Source organism: Oceanobacillus caeni (assembly GCF_042678465.1).
Lineage (GTDB): Bacteria > Bacillota > Bacilli > Bacillales > Amphibacillaceae > Oceanobacillus > Oceanobacillus caeni.
The window spans coordinates 14,078-32,881 of the sequence record NZ_JBHTKV010000029.1 but is presented as its reverse complement, the minus strand read 5'-3'; the positions used below and the strand labels follow the sequence as shown (position 1 = coordinate 32,881).

The window sequence follows — 18,804 nt, the reverse complement described above, 5'->3', positions numbered from 1 at the left end:
TAATGGAGCGGGTGATGGGAATCGAACCCACGACATCAGCTTGGAAGGCTGAGGTTATACCATTTAACTACACCCGCAAAATTTAATTAAATTTGTACTTTAGATTCAATCCCGACCAACATGCCTCTCCATCTACAAGCCTATTCAAAGAAGTCAATGCTTCGAGGTAACTCGTAGATTATTCGGTAGAAGTGTCGCTCGTGGCTGAGGTTATACCATTTAACTACACCCACAAAACTATAAAAGATATATTAATAGAAATGGTGGACCCTGCAGGACTCGAACCTGCGACCGATCGGTTATGAGCCGATAGCTCTAACCAACTGAGCTAAGGGTCCTTAATATGAATAGCGGCGGAGGGGATCGAACCCACGACCTCACGGGTATGAACCGTACGCTCTCGCCAGCTGAGCTACGCCGCCATATTAAAGATGGAGCCTAGCGGGATCGAACCGCTGACCTCCTGCGTGCAAAGCAGGCGCTCTCCCAGCTGAGCTAAGGCCCCAAAACATATATTTAGTGGTCGGGAAGACAGGATTCGAACCTGCGACCCCATGGTCCCAAACCATGTGCTCTACCAAGCTGAGCTACTTCCCGAATAAGCTGGGCTACTAGGATTCGAACCTAGGATACACGGGATCAAAACCCGATGCCTTACCGCTTGGCTATAGCCCAATCATTAAAATTATATTAAAATTATGGGGCGACCGGTGGGAATTGAACCCACGAGTGCCGGAGCCACAATCCGGTGCGTTAACCCCTTCGCCACGACCGCCATTAGAATATGGCAGGGGTAGTAGGAATCGAACCCACATTGACGGTTTTGGAGACCGTAGTTTTACCATTAAACTATACCCCTTTAATATTCATTTGAGATGGCTCGGGACGGAATCGAACCGCCGACACACGGATTTTCAGTCCGTTGCTCTACCGACTGAGCTACCGAGCCATTTCTTATAAGTGGAGGAGGTAGAGGGATTCGAACCCCCGCGCGGTTTGACCCGCCTGTCGGTTTTCAAGACCGATCCCTTCAGCCAGACTTGGGTATACCTCCAATATAAATTTATAAATGGCGGTCCGGACGGGACTCGAACCCGCGACCTCCTGCGTGACAGGCAGGCATTCTAACCAACTGAACTACCGGACCATTCCTGAAATTTAAAAACTAACCGTATTACTATTTTCATAACTAAGTTTTTTCATAAAAATATAAATAAACTTTTGGTTGCGGGGGCAGGATTTGAACCTGCGACCTTCGGGTTATGAGCCCGACGAGCTACCAGACTGCTCCACCCCGCGATGTGAATAAATATTGAATTTAGATGTTAATGGTGGAGGATACAGGGCTCGAACCTGTGACCCCCTGCTTGTAAGGCAGGTGCTCTCCCAGCTGAGCTAATCCTCCGAAGCACAGGATGTGCTAATGCATGAGTTACGATGGGACGTCACGAACTTAACATGTCTTTTTTAATAAAATAGTGACCCGTACGGGATTCGAACCCGTGTTACCGCCGTGAAAGGGCGGTGTCTTAACCGCTTGACCAACGGGCCATAGGAACTATGGCGGAGAAGGAGGGATTTGAACCCTCGCGCCGCTATCGCGACCTACACCCTTAGCAGGGGCGCCTCTTCAGCCTCTTGAGTACTTCTCCGTAATGGCTCCACAGGTAGGATTCGAACCTACGACCGATCGGTTAACAGCCGATTGCTCTACCACTGAGCTACTGTGGAATAATTAGACTGTAATCTTTCATGAATCATCACTAGAAAACCAAATGTGACATTTATAAACATTAGCATAAACAGATTTAACAGTCAACACTTTTTATTATTATATTTTCGTTTAGCTTATGTAAAGTTTTTTTCAACAGCAAAATCTATGATAAAACGACTTTTGAAATAAGTCAATACATTTCATTAAAAAATGTAAAAATATTTAAATATCCTATGATTACCCTTTAAACTTTCGACCTGAGAATCATGTTTTATCCTCCCTATCCCTTCTGGCTATTTTCCGCAGTAAACGAAGTAGATATGGAGTGTCCCGAAGAATAAATAAACTAATTTCTCCTCCCTTGGTTTTATATAACGGATTCGTTGTTACTAATTGTAATAAAAATAAATGATGTAAATTTTCTTTTGTACCCCGATATACAGTAACACCTTCTATATTCGTATTTCGAATTAATTCCCACATCAAATGTTTTTCCTTTATGTTTAGCTTTGTTAGTCGATAATAGGTTTCTTTTTCTCTATTAGGAATTGATTGGAGAATATGTTCTTTATCTGATGTCCCCATACACGCACCCCTATTAACCGTTTCGCTAGGCATTTATTTATGCTTTAATTGTAACATAGGTAAAGACACATTAGAAAACGAACACATCTGCTCGTCATTTAGCGAATGTGTTCGTTTTGCTCATTCTATTAATATCCATGTACTGGTTCAATAACCCCGTACAAAATATGAAATTGACGAACGTTGAAATCAAACATTGCAATTGGATCTCGATAAATTTCTGGATTATTGCTCATTTCATATAATAATTGTTTTTCTTCAGTCAGGTCCTTTTCCACTTCTTTTAAAACTGCCTCCAAACTATTAAAGGCGTTGTTAAAAAACATTTCTACGTCACGTTGGATGGATTTTTCAAAAAGATCAACTTGTAACATAAACCGATCCGTTATCGACTTGGCTATGTCACTATAATCTTTCGTTTCTATAAATTCCCTATATTTCTTAAAAATGAGATGTTTATTTTTTTGTGGAATGGATCCAAAAACTTTTCCTGCCCCTTTTATTAAAAACTGTGAAGAGCCTGACCGCATGATTATATTGGCTTCTTCCAATTGTATATTTCCGTGGCAAATTCGGTCTACATCACGAGCCCAGTCATCTAGTACACGTAAATCGCAATCAAATACTACTTTCTCTTTCCCAAACATTTGATTAAAATTAGTCCTTATTTCATCTAAACTGCTTTTCGAATCCTTAAGCTCCCTTTCACTCTCTTTAATCCATTCATCCATTGCTAAATGAAACACTTGGAGAATATCTTCATTCACATAATCATTTACCCTTCGATTCATTTCCTCATTCAATTTTACATGAATTTGTTCAAAGTCACTATCTTTTGAAACTAAATCCGCACATCCCCTTAATATTTCAGAAACTCCTTTTAACATATTTTCTCTTATTTCATGTTTGATAAAACGATAATTATTTTTTAATATATCTATCTTTTCATTTTGCAATTCATTCAATTGGCGAATCGCTTCATATAAATTATCCACCATTTCTTCGTTTCTCCCAATTGTATCTAGAAAGTTATCCTCTAATTCCTTCTGTTTATCTAATAAAAATCGAAGAAACCTTTTCAGAAACGACAATGTTTTAGTTGCCCTTTCTTCTTCTACCCTTAAATCTTGTAATTTTATAGATGACATAATTTCCGCCCATTGATCATTGTTTTTTTGAGGGAGACTCACAACACTAGAATTTGAAAACTTTATTTTTATCTTTTGTGTTAAATCCGCGTCTTTGAATTCATTATTTATTAAAAATTGAAAATTGATTTCTGGCACTTGTTTTCGTATATGCATAGCCTCATCAATATCCGTTTCATTTTCGACAATGTATATTGCAAAATCGGCTAAGGATTGTTCTAAAAGACCAGCTGATTCCAATATATTTATCTCATTATTTTTCAACATGGACATTTGACAAAGAATAAGTCCATTATTCGTTTTCTTTGTTTCTATTGGCGGTAACGAACTAGATGTTTTGTTTAATTTCCATTTACTTAGTAAAGACGATTTATTTCCACCTAAAAGAACAAAATAATGTTGTAAATCCAATTGTCGCTTCATTTTCTCCGTTAAGTGTGAATCTAAAACAATCCCCTTTTCTTTTGCCCATCTAACCATTAATTCGAATAGTTTCACTGCTTTATATAAGATTTGGGTTGAATCGGCAGAATGATGGAGCAATAAATTCTTAGCCTTTTCAACGCCCATTCTATCCATATGAAAAGGATACATTTCATCCCATGCTATTACAGCTGATGCAGCAAGCTTTGCATCCTCACCTTTAGCAATTCGAAACCAAGTAAGGATTAAGCTAGGAACGATTTCAGATATTTCTTTAACGGTATAGTCACCACTCGTTATATCTGTAATTGTTTCTTTATAAAGGTTTGGTAAATGCCTCCACTCATATTCCACTCCCGGATCAATGTTTGGAGATAGTTTACTCATTTCAAGCAGCCATGATAAATATTGCTTTGTTTGTTTATAATGCGTCCAAAGCGCAACAACCAACTGTTCATAGCACTCTTTATCAACCGTATAAACTTCAGCTAATATAGGATGAAAATAATTTGGTTCCTTATCCTTTACGAGCCCTTTTTCCACGTAAGTCTTCAATACACGAAACCAATGTAGAGACTTTGTACGAATGGCTTCTTTTTCTGCTAGATATAACGCATCCTGCCAACTTTCCTCTTTCTCATAAAATGCTCTTGCTCTTTTGGTTACTCCTGGATAATCAGGATCTGTATCCAAGGCCTTTCGAATCGTATTTTTTGCCTCAAGCAGCCGACCGCGTCTGATGTAAAGGAGAAACAATTGCAATAAAATTTCCATTTTTAATACCTCGGAGTCGGTTTGAATATCCTTATAATATTCTTCTGCAATAGCTAAAAAATCTAATTGCAAATGAGCATCGGCTATATTTTTTTGAGCCCAAGGAAGTAACTCACCAGACACGTTCTCCCACTTGAAAATCGCTGCCTCATAATCCTTGTTTAAATAATATACTTCCCCTTGAGCAAAGCGGATTTCCGATAAATCAAAAACTTCCTTTTGCCTTTCCGCGACATATTTTTCCCCTAAAATTAGTAATGCTTGTTTTTCATCATTTTCCTGCATATAAGTTTGGTAGTAGGATTTCGTCTTTAATTGATGATCGAATGACATCTTCATCCCTCGCTATATCGATATAATTGAAACGTATAAACTCCTTTTCCATATGTATTCAGTGAAACTAAAATTATGAATAGAAAAAAGTCTCCCATGTGTTCATGAGAGACTTACCCTTTTTACTTATGCCCATCATTTAATCTTCTTGCTTCTTCAGGACTAGACATTTTTGTTGCACCTTTATAACGAAGTCCCACATCACGGTCCGATTCTACTCTACCGCTTTGCTTTAGCTTTTTTTCTTGACGATCTCTACCCATATGAACAACACCTCCTCATGTTAACATGAGTTTTTTAAGGATAATTTATTCATATTTTCAGTAAGTCACGAATATCTTCATCGGTTAAAGTTTGCAACATACGATCTTCTGGATCAATTACTTCTTCGATCAAATGACGCTTTCTTTCCTGTAGGTCGTTCATCTTTTCTTCAATGGTTCCTTTGGCTATTATTTTCAAGACTTGAACCGTATGCTGTTGACCCATACGATGTGCTCGGTCAGCAGCTTGTTCCTCTACAGCAGGATTCCACCAACTATCATAAAAAATAACCGTATCCGCACCTGTTAAATTTAATCCCGTTCCACCCGCTTTTAACGAAATTAGAAAAAAGTCTCGCTCCCCCTTGTTAAAATGATTACATAAGTCTACTCTTTCGCTTGAGGGAGTGTGACCATCTAAGTAAAAATAAGGAATTTCTTGAGTAACGAACTCTTTACCAATAAGCTCTAACATCTTTGTATATTGAGAAAAAATTAAAACCCTTCTTCCAGATTGTTTTGCATCTGCTACAATTTCCATAAGCAGATCAAATTTAGCAGAATTCCCCTCATATCTATGAACAAATAATCCTGGATGACAGCAAATTTGCCGTAATCTAGTAATTCCAGCAAGAATTTTAATCCTATTTTTTCGAATCGTATCTTTATCTAAATGCTTAAATGTATCATGTCGTAATTTTGCTAAATATGCTGCATATAATGATTTTTGTTCCGGGTATAACTCACAAAACTGTACAGATTCCTTTTTCTCAGGTAATTCGTCTAACACATCTTCTTTTACCCTTCGTAACATAAATGGTCGAATCCTTCTTGCTATCTGTTTTGTTGTTAATTTACTATAATCCTTTAACCCTAAAAACAAATCCGGAAAAACAACATGAAAAATCGCCCACAGTTCCTCAAGTGCATTCTCCATTGGGGTTCCTGTTAATGCAAAACGATGGTCAGCTTCTAGTTTTTTTACAGAACGAGCGGTTTGTGTTAGGGGATTTTTAAACATTTGTGCTTCATCAAAAAAGATGGTATGGAACTTTTCCTTCTCATACATTCGGATATCACTACGCAATAATGGATAACTCGTTATGAGGACATCTACTTGATCTCTTTTATGAAAAATTTCCATTCGATCTGATTTCTTTCCATCAACGACAATTGCTTCTAGTTCGAGGGAAAACTTCATTATTTCAGAAAGCCAGTTATACGTAACAGAGGATGGACAAACAATTAGTACAGGAAACTTCCTTTTTCGAATGTCCGGGAGTTCCGATAAAATGTATGCAATGCTTTGTACCGTTTTTCCAAGTCCCATATCATCAGCCAAAATACCACCAAAACCGAAATTCGCCATCGTTTTCATCCACTTAAATCCTTGTTTCTGATAGTTTCTCAATGTTCCTGCGAGATTCTCTGGCACGTTATATTCATTTAGATCCGGATTACTAATTCTCTGTAAAAAATCACGAAACGAGTCTTCGTAGGAAAAGGTATCATCACTTTCTACCGTATCTAAAAGTCGCAAACCTTGAACGATTGGAACGTCAAGTCCTTTTTCTAATTGATCATCATCTTGAATCGGAGCTTGCCGTAAAAAGCGTTGGATTTCCTCCATTTCCTTCGTTTCTAAAGAAAACAAGGTACCGTCTTTTAATCGGTAGTATTTTCGTTTGTCTTCCAATGCTTCTAATACATCTTTTATTTCACTCTGTGGAATTCCATCCATATCAAAAGTAAAATGAAGCCAATTCGTCCTTTCTTTACGATGTTTAACTTTAATTTTTGGCTTCCAGTTTTTACGAAAAATTCGATTTCTTACTGCTGTAGTTGCATAAACTTGGGTTAGTTTTTGTAATTTCGGTAATACATGGTACAAAAATTGATATTCTAATTCTTCATTATGAAGATAATATCCGCTCTCTGTTTGATTTAATCGGCCTTCCTCTTCCAGGAGCTGAAGTATTTCTTGTTCTTTCTCCGTGTCCCTTATAATGACCGTACCAATTTGCTTCTCATGTTTCTCTAATGGATTAATGACAACATGATTATAATGAAATTCTAACCCCACCAATAATCGTTTTTTTAAACGATCTAAATACAATTTTGCTTTTAGTGGATTCTTTTCAATGTGGTCTGTAATGGACCCAGATAAGTGAACTTCACCTAATTTCCTTAAAACAGGAACCAACTTTTCCATATAGTATGAGATTTTGTTAGGGCCAATGAGGATTTTATCCGTATTAGAGTACTCTAGCATTCTCTCAAGCTCTGCCAACCGTTCCATATCTATGGAATTTATTCGAATAACCCTTCCTTGATATAAAACCGTATTATATTTTGTCATGAGTTTCACTTTCTGTAACCCACTGATTTTTAAGGAAAATCCATTTACTTCATCACCAAATTCAAATACGAGTGGAGGCAATTCATCAGATTGATGTAACCCAAGAAAATGTTGCTGATTGTATTCCAATGTGACATGATTCAAACTATCCAATAGTGGGACAAGGGTATCCCATAAGGAGACTGGAATGAAAATTTGGTGTTTGGGAAGATTACTCTCGTTATTACTCGGTAATGCACGCCGATATATTTTTTCGTCATCCATCACCCGAATGAGATGTTGCAAAATCATGTCCGAATCTTTATCAAAACAATATTTTGTCGGATTGTAAGTAAATTGTTGTGAAACGAAATAGGACTCCCCTCTTTTCATTTTGTCCAGAAATTCACGAATATCTTTAATTTTTGTAGATTCAATGGAAATCTCCATTGCGAACATGTCATAATTAAGATCTCCTCGAACAGCTTTACAAAAAAACGTCGGGAAGATTTCAATTCTATTTTCAAAATAGTTCTGAGTACCACTCTTCATTTTTGGATTATCTTGAAATATTTTTATTATTTCATCTGAAATGTCTGACTGTATTTCATTCTTTTGCGATTCTTTATGGTTTTCATTATATTGCAAAGCAATCAACACTGCCGCAATGTGTTGACAATCTTTCTGGAAAGAAGATAAGGTAGGGCAGCTACAAGTCGCATGGATTTGTCCATTTTCTTTACGAACAATAACGTGAAAATCCTCTACACCCTCTACTGTAGCTTTAACCTCGTTTTTCGATTCTTCGTCGATCAATACTTTTCGGTTCCGAAAAAACGCCTCCCCTTTTCTAAAGGACACTGTACCACATCGCTCTTTGATTTTCCTTGATTGTAATTTTAGTTGCATGTGGTTGCTCCTTTCTGAAGGTTTTTATACCAATGTATCATGAACGAAAAATTGCTGCTAGTATTAGAAATACGATTCATCTTATCAAGCTTAAAGCTACACTTTAAAAAAAAGTCTTAAAATTCCACACACATCATATTATACTGAAATAGAAAGATGTATTGAATTTGTTGAAAGGACGGATCTAGTGAAAAGAAAAAGCAATATCAAAGTAATCCGCATTCCGATTCCAACCCCGACTTTATTGCCGCATACTACAACGAACTCCTATCTCATTGGAAATGAAGAAGAATCTATTTTAGTGGATGCGGGTTACGATACAGAGGATACGAGAAAATTATTAGAATGGGAAATCAATAAACATGGACTTGCGAGACCAAAACGAATTGTTCTAACTCATGCTCACCAAGACCATGCACCGGGAGTACGCATGTTAATTCATTGGATGCCAACTATACTTTGTCATGAAAAAGAAGAGGAACAAGTATTATCCGCCATTTCTCCATGGGAAGAAATAACTCTTATAGAAGACGAGGACTCCATAAAGGTGGATGGGGAAGAAATCATCGTGATGCATACACCAGGTCACACGTTAGGGCATGTGAGTCTTTATATACCATCAGAACAAATTCTTATTGCTGGAGATAATATTGTTGCAGAAGGAACCACATGGATTGGAGCACCCGATGGAGATATGAAAGATTATTTGCAAACCCTTCAGCGATTAAGGAATTTAAAAATAGAAAAAATTGGTCCAGGTCATGGTAAATGGGTACACCAACCACATGAACATATTGATTTTGTCATCCAGCGTAGGTTACACCGTGAACAACAATTATTAACTTTATTGGAAAAACATCAACAAATCACTTCAAAAGAATTGACAGAGATAATTTATCAAGATCGTATTCATCCTAGTGTTTTCCCAGTTGCACAGAAAACGATAGAAGCACATCTTGATAAACTTTTAAAAGAGGATTTGATTCAATATGATGAATCAAAATCCAGTTATGTTTCTCCTCATTTTTAATAAATCAATTTCGGAAGCAGATATATGAAGTTTCTCACCATTTAGGTATTTTATTACGGCTTCAAGCGTTAGAATGGTTGGTGCGGATAGTTTTAATTTTTTATTTTCAAATAAGTCAAGTGCTTCTTCAGGGGCAATCCAAAATGCATCATCTATTTCGGAACGGTCCGGATGAGGCTGTTGTCCTTGAGGAAGCATCACTAAGAAGAAGCGAGTATCAAAGCGGATATGACTTTGACTAGGGGTAACCAATTGACCAATATACGATAAACATTTTAAATGAAAAAATATTTCTTCCCTCTCTAAAATCTCACCAAATGTTATTTCTCTGTTTACTAATTGATTTCGATAAATTAGTTCCTTTTTCTTTGATAAAATTACAGGTGATCCATCTTCTTTATTCCCTAACAAAATCCCGACTTCTTCAAACAGCTCTCTAGCAGCGGCTATGTAATGACCCATAGTAAGAGAATCATTTTTAGATTCACTCTTCACATATTTCTCATTTACAAGTTGATCCGCATCGTCCATTCCACCACCAGGAAACACATAAAATCCGCCCATAAACTTCATCGTCTTCGGTCTTTTCGTTAAATAGATCCTCGATTCATTATCCATTAAAACTACCGTAGATGCTGGTTTTGGTATTGCAACCATAAACGTCCTCCTTAAAAGATATACCTAGTTAATACATTCCACATATTATGTGAAATCCCTTTTTAGTTTTTTTCAAGATATCAATCAAAAAAAGTTCTTTTCAAATTAATCTACTCATAATTTTTAATTATAGACCAATGGACAAGCTTCGTCTTGTTAAGCTTGAAATCAAGGGGGGCAAAACATGGAATTTATTCAACCAATCTTAGAAATTCTGTTTATTAATATCCTTCTAAGCGGAGATAATGCCCTCGTCATTGCGATGGCTAGTCGAAATCTTCCCAAAGAACTTCAAGGGAGAGCCATTCAATGGGGTACATTAGGTGCCATTTCTTTAAGGACATTATTTGTTTTCTTAATGATACACTTATTGGAGATGCCATTTATTCAATTGATTGGTGGAATACTTTTACTTTTTATTGCCTATAAACTAATGGTAGATTCACATGAAACCGATCAAATAAAAAGCGGAAATTCCTTGCAGGAGGCCATCTCGATTATCATTTTTGTAGATGTTATCATGAGTTTAGATAATGTACTAGCTATTGCTGCAATTGCTGACAGTAATTTACTACTAATTATTGCTGGAATTATTCTAAGCATTCCTATCATACTAACAGCGAGCGAACTTATTTTAAAGCTTATTCAAAAGTTCCCCATTGTAGTATTCATTGGAGCTGCCCTACTCGCTTGGACTGGCGGAGAAATGATTATAAAAGAAGAAATGGTACGGGCCATCTTTCAAACCAATAACGTCCTTTCCCTTTTCTTTTTAATTGGTCTTACGGTCATCGTGATCATCATAGGGGCAATCAAGCGAAAACAAGTCTAAACAAAATCCACTCCTCTGTTCTAAAGGGGTGGATTTCTTAGTCCTTTAATTATCCCTATTCACCACATAACTTAAGAAATGCTTTAAAAAAGCTTTATTTCCAGGAATTTCTTGTAAAGCATCTAATCCTAAACAATAATGTTCCCACATAGCTCTTTTTGCTTCTTCCTTACCAAGAACGGTAACAAATGTTGATTTATTATTTTTTACATCAAGGTTCGTTGGTTTACCAAGTGATATGGTATTTCCTTGATGGTCTAATAAGTCATCTTTAACTTGAAAAGCAATGCCAGTATGATAAGCAAATTTTTTCAATGCTTTCTTTTCTTCTTCGTCTACCCCAGCAAGTATAGCTGGCATGATGAGTGAGGCCTCAAATCCTATACCCGTTTTATAAAAACACATCTTATTTAATTGTTCTAACGATATTTTATCTTTTTCCTCTAAATCCATTGCCTGACCCCTACACATATCTGTTATAACACCAGACGAATAATGAATCATTTCGAGCACTTTTTCCGAATTAAAACGTTGTAACGTTGTCTGTTCTTCTACAGCCTTTTGAGTCAAAAAAAGCCCGGATAATTCTGCGGTAGCAACATTATATACTTCATGCAACGTCTGCTTCCCTCGCCTAAGAGAGGCATTATCTTGGGAAGGTAAATCATCAAAAATTAAAGATGCCGTGTGCAAATACTCCAATGACCGTAACAATGGAAAAATATCCGCTTCATCCATATGGTAGCAATGAACCGCCATCATCCAAGTTATAATAGGTCTTAACCTTTTACCACCATCGCCTAAACTGTAATTTACCGCGTCCAGAATATGATCATTCGATAAAAATACTTGTTTATGAGATTTTAGTTGTAAGCAATTATTGATTTTTTCACGAATGCTTCGCGTCATTTCGATAAAATCTTCTCGCTCTTTCCGCTCTTTCCGAAAATGATTAATCATATGATCGCGTAAAAGTTTATCAAAGAAATCAACATCATCGGCTTTTTTAACCATTTTTTGTATAAGACCATTAAAAGACTGAATTTCAGAAGTAAGGATGCCCATTATTTCTTCGTATTTTTGAGTCCCCCATTTTCTCTTAAACCGTTTTAACCCATTAATGGCACGATTTAAAATCACTTCGCATGTTTTTGGATCAGACTGGTAAACCTCGTGGATTAAAAAGGAAATGACTGTCCAATACAATCCAAATGGATTTATAAGATCTCCACGCGTACGATAATATTTCAAATAATACGTATATGGGGTAACGGATCCCGTCTTTTCATCTTCAAACATATCGGCAAAGTCATCGGCTAATTGATTATATAATCCATAATAAAAGGTCCGGCTTTCAAACCCTTCATCCTCTGGGGCACTAATAATCGAACGTACAATAAGACGGGAAGCCGCAGATTTTAAAATAACTGGAATGTAAATCTCCTCATTTGTAAGTTTTTGATTTTCCATAGATTTATTACGATCCACTTCCTGTGATTGAAAAAAAACGTAGGAATCTTTATAAAAAACTTCGGTTGTTTCAAGTCGTTGATGGGACTTTATATATTCGAATGCATCTCGAAGTTCTGCATGGACAAACTGAATGAATTCCTTATTCTCCCCACTCCAATCATCCAAATCCGGTACAACACCAGTAGTTAAAGCGGAACGGATTAAATTGGTATAACGGATTTTTTCATTTGGAGACAAAATATTGGAATCTAGAAGGTCATCGATAAAAGGGTAAGTAAGGCCATAAGAATAGCCGAGTCTTATAGCCTCATCCAGTCTTACCGATTTGTCCTTAGGTGAAATTTCATCATCCATTTCTTCTAAAACATGCATAACGACACCAACAATTATTTTGATTAGCTTTCGTTGGGCCTCATCTGAATTTAAGCCTTCTGGAATTTGATCTCGTACTGTCTTTAATTTATCCGTCAACCAAATAAAACTGGATTCTACCCCTTCATTTTGTGACCAGCGAAATAACCCAGCAAGGTTATATGATTCCATTTTCGTTTCTGTAAGGGAGTTTACTAGATGGTTTTTCAGTTGATTAACAGATTTTTGTATACGATTTTGTGTTTTTGTAGAATCAAGTGCTTTACCCAAATCACGCATATAAATATAGGAAATACTCCGGTCGAGATAATTTTCTAGCTTACCAGTATGATGTAGATATTTTATATATCGATGGTAATCCCTTGAATAACGTTCTCTTTTTCTATTGAAAAAAAGGGACGGAAATGAATGGACATGATTCTTTTTCCATAAATGGATATCGTTCGTTAATTGATTTATATATGTCTTTTCTCTAAGCTGTTCAGAAAGCGTTTCGAAATATGCATGAGCCTTCTCTTCCATCTGTCGATAACATGCATCTGTGTCAATCAATAATTCCGATGTCATCATTTTGATCCCTACTTCTTTGAATAGTTATTTAAATATATTTTACTATACTTCAAACAATACCAATTAATAACAAGCTAGAGTTATGCTAATCGTATAATGTTAGTTTTTTGTAGGATAAAAAATGTTGGATTCCCCAACGAACCTTTTTGAATTTTTTTCGATTTATGTTCACCATCATAATACGATGAGTGACCGTCCAAGTTTAACTTAGTCCATAATAACCGCTCTCATGGACATTTGCTTGAAAAATGAATGAGACTTTGGCCGTGATATCCGCTGCCACGGACATTTGCCTGTAAAATGAACGAGACTTTGGCCGTGATTCATTAATTACAAAAAATCAATCCATTATTTTTACAAATCCACCAATAGCCATTGAAATTCGCCGAAAATCGTGGTAATGTATTTAACAATATACATTTCTGAGAAACGTAAATTATTAGATAAAAAGGGGGAGTATCATGATACGAAATGTGACGTTAGAAACGCTTTATATCCACCCTATTGTTCAAAAATATGTTGGTCGTTCTGGAATGGCACATGCAGTTTCTGTTGCTGAAAAAGCCTTTGAAATTGCTCGTGAATCCGGTGTAAACCCAGATCTCGCTACGAAAGCTGGCTTACTTCACGATATCGGTCATTACGAATGGTATCAAGACGGTGAGTGGGATTATCAATTGTATAAGGAAAATGATATTCATGCCATAAAAGGTGCTGCTCGTGCTCATAAACTTCTCGTACGTTGTGGAGAAGACCTTCAAAATGCGAAAGCCATTGCCCTGGCGGTACTCCTTCACACAGACTCGTATTTGCCAGAAGGGGAATTACAACTTACCCCTCTACAAAAAGTGGTCGCACTGGCCGATGAAGCAGATGAAGAACCTGGTGGCAATCACCATTACCGCCAAATTGATCACGACACTGCGCTCCGTCGAATTCAAATTCTAGATAAAAAAATCAATAAATATATAGCATCTCTTCGTTTCGAACAAACAAGTTAAAGTATATGACCACGTTTCACTTGATGAAACATGGTGTTTACATAATTGTGAATGTTTATATATAACTTCTCTTTTATGGTATGTTTTTCCTTTTTTAATGGTAAACTAGACTTAGAAAGAGGAGGTTGTATGATGGAAGAAGTTACGGTTGGAGAAATCTTTACAATTGTGGACGAATCAGAAGAAGAAAATTCTGTCGAAGTTTTAGCGAAAGTGACCATTGAAGGAACTAACTATGTTGCAGTTAGTTTTTTAGATGATGTACAAGAAGAAACGGAAGAAGACATCGATATTTTCTTCCTTAAGATTGACGAAGATGGGGATATAGCAGCCATTGAGTCAGACGAAGAATTTGAAAAAGTATCCGAAGCCTTTGATGCTCTTTTAGATGATGAAGAATAACATTAAAAAACCATCTCCTGTATGTATACCTACATAAGAGATGGTTTTATTTGGGATTGGCTATGAAAGTTTTACCGGAGTACATACCGCATAAAGATTTTCATTCGTATCAGACATATTTACTTCAATAACCTGATATCCCCCATTATTAATCTCGTTCTTCCCTAGGATTACTTTTTCTTCTTTATTCATTTCTCTCTTCCTTCCATTGAATTCTCACACAATAACCAATATATGTTTCAGACAAAAATATGTGCACCCATTTTACTCGTTTTGCAAATTTCTTTCATTTACTTTTTGATTCCACTATACTAAGGAAAGATGGATTAGGAGGAAAGAAAAATGTCATTAAAACAGTTTAATTTAGCTAGAACTTCTCTACTTACTTTTATACAAGATTTAGATGAAGACATCATAGATAAAACTTCCGAGTACTTCGACAAAACCATTCGCTGGCATATCGGCAATATCTTATATATGGATGAAAAATTATTATTCGTAAGTCAAAAGAAATCTCAAAAAATACCAAAAGAATATGCAGAATTATTTAGCTCGGATGTTCAGGTAAAGGATTGGGAAATAGAACCGCCTAGCTTATCACAATTAATAGAAGATTTAATACAGCAACAAGAAAGAATCAATAAGTACGATGATTTATTTTGGAAATCTAACGTTAAATTCAAATCCCCACACGGATATATTGAAACACATGGTGACCTATTAATCATGCTTGCCCAACGAGAGGCTGAAACACTTGGTTTGATAAGAGCAATGAAGAAAGTCCTTGAAGTTAAATAATAAAAAAACGTAAAAATACTCACACGTTTTTTCTTCTGAAAACGTGTGAGTATTTAAATTAATCTCCTAATATTGCTACAGGATTAAATACCTCAAAATGAATTTGATCCTTAGGTACACCCCATTGATTTAGTAATCGAACCATTGCTTGTAAAAATGGTAATGGTCCACAAAGATAAAAATCAACATCATTAGATGGTAAGACCTTTTTAAGCCAGTCCAAATCGACGTGACCTTCCTTATCATAACGTTTTTCTTGTTTATCCTCTTCCGTTGGTGAATCATAAACAACGTAAGAATGGACACGATGATTATTTTTAGCCAACTCCGACAAATGTTCTCTAAATGCATGAACTTTACTGTTTTGGGTAGCATGAATAAACGTAATATCACGATTTGGCTCTTTTTCTACCGTAGTATTTAACATACTAAGAAGTGGAGTAACCCCAATTCCTCCACTTAATAAAACCATGGGCTTATTAGACGGGCTTATAATAAAGTCCCCTGCAGGTACAGAAAACTGTAAGGTGTCCCCAACTTGGATGTTTTGGTGTAAATAATTAGAAACGATCCCTTTAGGTTGACCGTTGACTGAATCTTCCCGCTTGACACTTATTCGATAATAATCTTTCCCAGGAGCATCAGATAAACTGTAATGGCGGATATGGGTGTATTTTTCCCCCTCTATTTCCGCTTTTGTCGTTAGGTATTGACCTGCCTGATAATCAGCAATTGGTTCGTCATCTTTTGGTCTTAAGTAGAATGAGGTAATAATATCACTTTCATCCACTTTCTTATCTACTACAAATTCCCGGTAACCTTCCCAACCACCAGGAGCACTTTTAGCTTTTTCATAGAGCTCTTTTTCGATACTTATAAAAGCATCGGCAATATAATTATACGCTTTACCCCATGCAGTTAAAATTTCTTCTGTTGCTGTTTCTCCAAGTACATCTTTCACCGCTTCAAGTAAGGTTTCTCCTACAACTGGATATTGCTCAGGTTTAATTCCTATGGCACGATGTTTTTCCGTCACTCTTGTAATAACTGGTTTTATGGCATCTAAATTATCTATATGCTCACCGGCTGCATAAACAGAGTAAGCTAAAGCTTCCTGTTGAATACCCCTTTTTTGGTTTGTCTGGTTAAAAAGGTTATATAAGTCGGGAACTTTTGTAAATAATAATTTATAAAATCTTTTACCGATTTCTGTACTGTGTTCCTTTAGAACCGGTGCAGTCGATTTTACTATTTCAATCGTCTTTTGATCCAGCATGTTTTTAATTTCCCCTTTACGTTTAAATTTTAGAGATGATGATAAACTTATTTTTGGGTATTATGAGTTATTTATGCTGGATATATTTGGAGCCGATGCTAAAAAGGGTAAAAAAAAGAACCTTTAATTCTTGATTAAAGATTCTTTAACTTATGAAAAATTAACTCAATACTAATTCTTTTTTATCTAATCCAAGCGCTTTCTCGGAGGATTGGCGAATTTCTTGTAAAAGTTCTGGATAGTCCATTAAAGACATTCCAAATGAAGGAATCATTTTTTTAATTTTCACTTCCCACTCATTCATATGTTCAGGAAAGCATCTACTTAAGACTTCAAGCATGACGTGAACAGCTGTTGAAGCTCCAGGTGATGCACCTAATAATGCCGCAACAGAACCATCCGAAGAAGTAATAACTTCAGTTCCAAATTGTAATGTTCCCTTGCCGCCTGCTTCCGTGTCTTTAATAACTTGAACACGTTGACCTGCAACAACTAAATCCCAATCTTCTGATTTAGCAGTAGGAATAAATTCACGTAATTCTTCCATTCGTTTTTCCTTAGATAACAAGACTTGTTGAATTAAATATTTGGTTAATGCCATCTCTTTAACACCTGCAGATAACATCGTTAACACATTATTAGGTTTAACAGATAATATTAAATCGAACATGGATCCTGTTTTTAAGAACTTCGGTGAGAACCCCGCAAAAGGGCCAAATAATAATGATTTTTTATTATCGATAAATCTTGTATCAAGATGCGGAACTGACATTGGTGGCGCACCAACTTTTGCCTTTCCATAAACTTTCGCATGATGTTTTTCAACCACTTCGGGATTATTACATACCATAAATAGTCCACTTACAGGAAATCCACCAATATGTTTACTTTCAGGTATTCGTGTTTTTTGTAGAAGAGGTAAGCTTCCTCCACCTCCACCGATAAAGATAAATTTTGCTTTATGGTGCTCTACGTTACCGCTATCAAGATTTTTTACTTTAAGTTCCCATAACCCGTCACTAGTACGTTTCATGTTGTTAACACGATGTCTATATTGAATATTCACATTTTGAGCACTTAGATGTTCAAAGAGTAAACGTGTTAATGCTCCAAAGTTAACATCCGTTCCATATTCAACTTTAGTTGCAGCAATTGGTTCATTAGTCTGACGTTCCTTCATAATGAGAGGAATCCATTCACTAAGTTTTTCTGGATTATCAGAGAATTCCATTCCTTCAAATAAAGGATTTTTTGACATCGCTTCATAACGTTTCTTTAAAAAAGTTACATTTTCTTCCCCTTGCACCATACTCATGTGAGGCAATGGCATAATAAATTCTTGTGGATTACGAATTAGGTTGTTCTTCACTAGATAAGACCAAAATTGCATCGAAACTTGAAATTGCTCGTTAATTTTAATCGCTTTACTAATATCTAAAGAACCATCTGGTTTTTCTACTGTGTAGTTGAGTTCGCATAAAGCGGCATGCCCTGTCCCTGCATTATTCCATTCATTTGAACTCTCTTCCCCAGGTTTAGATAGACTTTCGAACACTGTAATGTCCCATTCCGGAACTAATTCTTTCAAAAATGTCCCCAAAGTCGCACTCATAATTCCTGCGCCAATTAAAATGACGTCAGTTTTATTATCTCTGTTGCCCATACTTATCAACCTTTTCCCCTAATTTTTTCAATTTTAGATGTATAGCGGAATTTTTCATTAAACTCGTAAACACCTAATCTTCTACAGTACTATCATATCATAACTTATATAATTATTTATAGATTTTAAATTTCTACTATTAGAGTTTTTTCAAAAAGTCCGATGAAAATGAAATGCCCTTGTGCTAGGGGTAGCGTCGTAGCAGATCATTACGGTGGGACGAGTAATTGGAGTCTCAGGACG

At 36.2% G+C, this 18,804-nt stretch carries 14 protein-coding genes and 16 tRNA genes; 5 read left to right on the top strand and 25 right to left on the bottom strand.

The annotated features are described in order from the left end of the window. Positions 1 to 3 precede the first annotated feature (3 nt). From ACFQ18_RS15565 to ACFQ18_RS15470, 20 genes are all read right to left on the bottom strand, one after another. A tRNA-Gly gene (locus ACFQ18_RS15565) sits at positions 4 to 77 on the bottom strand. A 184-nt stretch (positions 78 to 261) separates the two neighbouring features. Continuing rightward, positions 262 to 338: transfer RNA gene (locus ACFQ18_RS15560), tRNA-Ile, on the bottom strand. Between the two features lie 10 nt (positions 339 to 348). Then, positions 349 to 422 (bottom strand) — tRNA-Met (locus tag ACFQ18_RS15555). A 10-nt stretch (positions 423 to 432) separates the two neighbouring features. After that, positions 433 to 505: transfer RNA gene (locus tag ACFQ18_RS15550), tRNA-Ala, on the bottom strand. Positions 506 to 520: 15 nt separating this feature from the next. Further along, positions 521 to 597: transfer RNA gene (locus ACFQ18_RS15545), tRNA-Pro, on the bottom strand. 6 nt (positions 598 to 603) lie between these two features. After that, a tRNA-Gln gene (locus tag ACFQ18_RS15540) sits at positions 604 to 675 on the bottom strand. 24 nt (positions 676 to 699) lie between these two features. Next, positions 700 to 775 (bottom strand) — tRNA-His (locus ACFQ18_RS15535). Between the two features lie 10 nt (positions 776 to 785). Then, positions 786 to 859, bottom strand: a tRNA-Trp gene (locus ACFQ18_RS15530). A 17-nt stretch (positions 860 to 876) separates the two neighbouring features. Further along, positions 877 to 949 (bottom strand) — tRNA-Phe (locus ACFQ18_RS15525). A 12-nt stretch (positions 950 to 961) separates the two neighbouring features. Then, a tRNA-Ser gene (locus tag ACFQ18_RS15520) sits at positions 962 to 1,054 on the bottom strand. Positions 1,055 to 1,070: 16 nt separating this feature from the next. Then, positions 1,071 to 1,147 (bottom strand) — tRNA-Asp (locus tag ACFQ18_RS15515). 75 nt (positions 1,148 to 1,222) lie between these two features. Further along, positions 1,223 to 1,299 (bottom strand) — tRNA-Met (locus ACFQ18_RS15510). A gap of 30 nt (positions 1,300 to 1,329) precedes the next feature. Then, a tRNA-Val gene (locus ACFQ18_RS15505) sits at positions 1,330 to 1,405 on the bottom strand. 74 nt (positions 1,406 to 1,479) lie between these two features. After that, positions 1,480 to 1,551: transfer RNA gene (locus tag ACFQ18_RS15500), tRNA-Glu, on the bottom strand. A 10-nt stretch (positions 1,552 to 1,561) separates the two neighbouring features. Next, a tRNA-Ser gene (locus tag ACFQ18_RS15495) sits at positions 1,562 to 1,652 on the bottom strand. A 4-nt stretch (positions 1,653 to 1,656) separates the two neighbouring features. Beyond that, positions 1,657 to 1,731: transfer RNA gene (locus ACFQ18_RS15490), tRNA-Asn, on the bottom strand. A gap of 247 nt (positions 1,732 to 1,978) precedes the next feature. Further along, positions 1,979 to 2,299: a hypothetical protein gene (locus ACFQ18_RS15485; RefSeq protein WP_047184028.1), complete on the bottom strand. Its 321-nt coding sequence runs from the start codon at positions 2,297 to 2,299 to the stop codon at positions 1,979 to 1,981. 128 nt (positions 2,300 to 2,427) lie between these two features. After that, the gene (locus tag ACFQ18_RS15480) at positions 2,428 to 4,977 is read right to left on the bottom strand and encodes a tetratricopeptide repeat protein (protein WP_145543036.1); all 2,550 of its coding nucleotides are present in this window, start codon (positions 4,975 to 4,977) and stop codon (positions 2,428 to 2,430) included. 122 nt (positions 4,978 to 5,099) lie between these two features. After that, positions 5,100 to 5,240 (bottom strand): YpzI family protein, encoded by a 141-nt coding sequence (locus tag ACFQ18_RS15475; protein WP_068677526.1) that lies wholly within the window; start codon positions 5,238 to 5,240, stop codon positions 5,100 to 5,102. Between the two features lie 49 nt (positions 5,241 to 5,289). Continuing rightward, a complete protein-coding gene (locus tag ACFQ18_RS15470) occupies positions 5,290 to 8,487 on the bottom strand; it encodes a DEAD/DEAH box helicase (RefSeq protein WP_204798596.1) in 3,198 nt (1,065 codons plus the stop codon). Positions 8,488 to 8,674: 187 nt separating this feature from the next. Between ACFQ18_RS15470 and ACFQ18_RS15465 the strand changes: the two genes are divergently transcribed. Next, positions 8,675 to 9,517, top strand: coding sequence for an MBL fold metallo-hydrolase (locus ACFQ18_RS15465; protein ID WP_047184026.1), 843 nt, complete (start codon positions 8,675 to 8,677; stop codon positions 9,515 to 9,517). On the opposite strand, the gene ACFQ18_RS15460 is transcribed toward ACFQ18_RS15465, so the two are convergent. Then, positions 9,485 to 10,174: an NUDIX hydrolase gene (locus ACFQ18_RS15460; RefSeq protein ID WP_145523987.1), complete on the bottom strand. Its 690-nt coding sequence runs from the start codon at positions 10,172 to 10,174 to the stop codon at positions 9,485 to 9,487. The genes ACFQ18_RS15465 and ACFQ18_RS15460 overlap by 33 nt on opposite strands. A 184-nt stretch (positions 10,175 to 10,358) precedes the next feature. Between ACFQ18_RS15460 and ACFQ18_RS15455 the strand changes: the two genes are divergently transcribed. Continuing rightward, positions 10,359 to 11,006, top strand: coding sequence for a YjbE family putative metal transport protein (locus ACFQ18_RS15455; protein ID WP_047184024.1), 648 nt, complete (start codon positions 10,359 to 10,361; stop codon positions 11,004 to 11,006). Between the two features lie 45 nt (positions 11,007 to 11,051). Here the strand turns inward: ACFQ18_RS15455 and ACFQ18_RS15450 are convergent, their stop codons facing one another. Then, a complete protein-coding gene (locus ACFQ18_RS15450; RefSeq protein WP_204798599.1) occupies positions 11,052 to 13,418 on the bottom strand; it encodes a polyprenyl synthetase family protein in 2,367 nt (788 codons plus the stop codon). 467 nt (positions 13,419 to 13,885) lie between these two features. Here ACFQ18_RS15450 and ACFQ18_RS15445 point away from each other — a divergent pair, with 467 nt between their 5' ends. Continuing rightward, entirely contained in the window at positions 13,886 to 14,422 is a 537-nt protein-coding gene (locus ACFQ18_RS15445; RefSeq protein ID WP_047184030.1) for an HD domain-containing protein, read from the top strand. A gap of 132 nt (positions 14,423 to 14,554) precedes the next feature. Continuing rightward, entirely contained in the window at positions 14,555 to 14,824 is a 270-nt protein-coding gene (locus tag ACFQ18_RS15440; protein WP_047184022.1) for a DUF1292 domain-containing protein, read from the top strand. A gap of 60 nt (positions 14,825 to 14,884) precedes the next feature. Here the strand turns inward: ACFQ18_RS15440 and ACFQ18_RS15435 are convergent, their stop codons facing one another. Further along, complete coding sequence (locus ACFQ18_RS15435; protein ID WP_255449126.1) at positions 14,885 to 15,016, bottom strand: hypothetical protein; 132 nt, start codon at positions 15,014 to 15,016, stop codon at positions 14,885 to 14,887. A 150-nt stretch (positions 15,017 to 15,166) separates the two neighbouring features. Between ACFQ18_RS15435 and ACFQ18_RS15430 the strand changes: the two genes are divergently transcribed. Continuing rightward, positions 15,167 to 15,622 carry a hypothetical protein gene (locus tag ACFQ18_RS15430; protein WP_047184021.1) on the top strand — a complete coding sequence of 152 codons (456 nt, stop codon included), beginning with the start codon at positions 15,167 to 15,169 and terminating at the stop codon, positions 15,620 to 15,622. A 58-nt stretch (positions 15,623 to 15,680) separates the two neighbouring features. On the opposite strand, the gene hmpA is transcribed toward ACFQ18_RS15430, so the two are convergent. Both hmpA and mqo read right to left on the bottom strand, forming a co-directional pair. Next, entirely contained in the window at positions 15,681 to 16,898 is a 1,218-nt protein-coding gene (hmpA, locus tag ACFQ18_RS15425; RefSeq protein WP_204798597.1) for an NO-inducible flavohemoprotein, read from the bottom strand. 160 nt (positions 16,899 to 17,058) lie between these two features. Next, a complete protein-coding gene (gene mqo / locus ACFQ18_RS15420) occupies positions 17,059 to 18,561 on the bottom strand; it encodes a malate dehydrogenase (quinone) (protein ID WP_047183617.1) in 1,503 nt (500 codons plus the stop codon). Positions 18,562 to 18,804 lie beyond the last annotated feature (243 nt).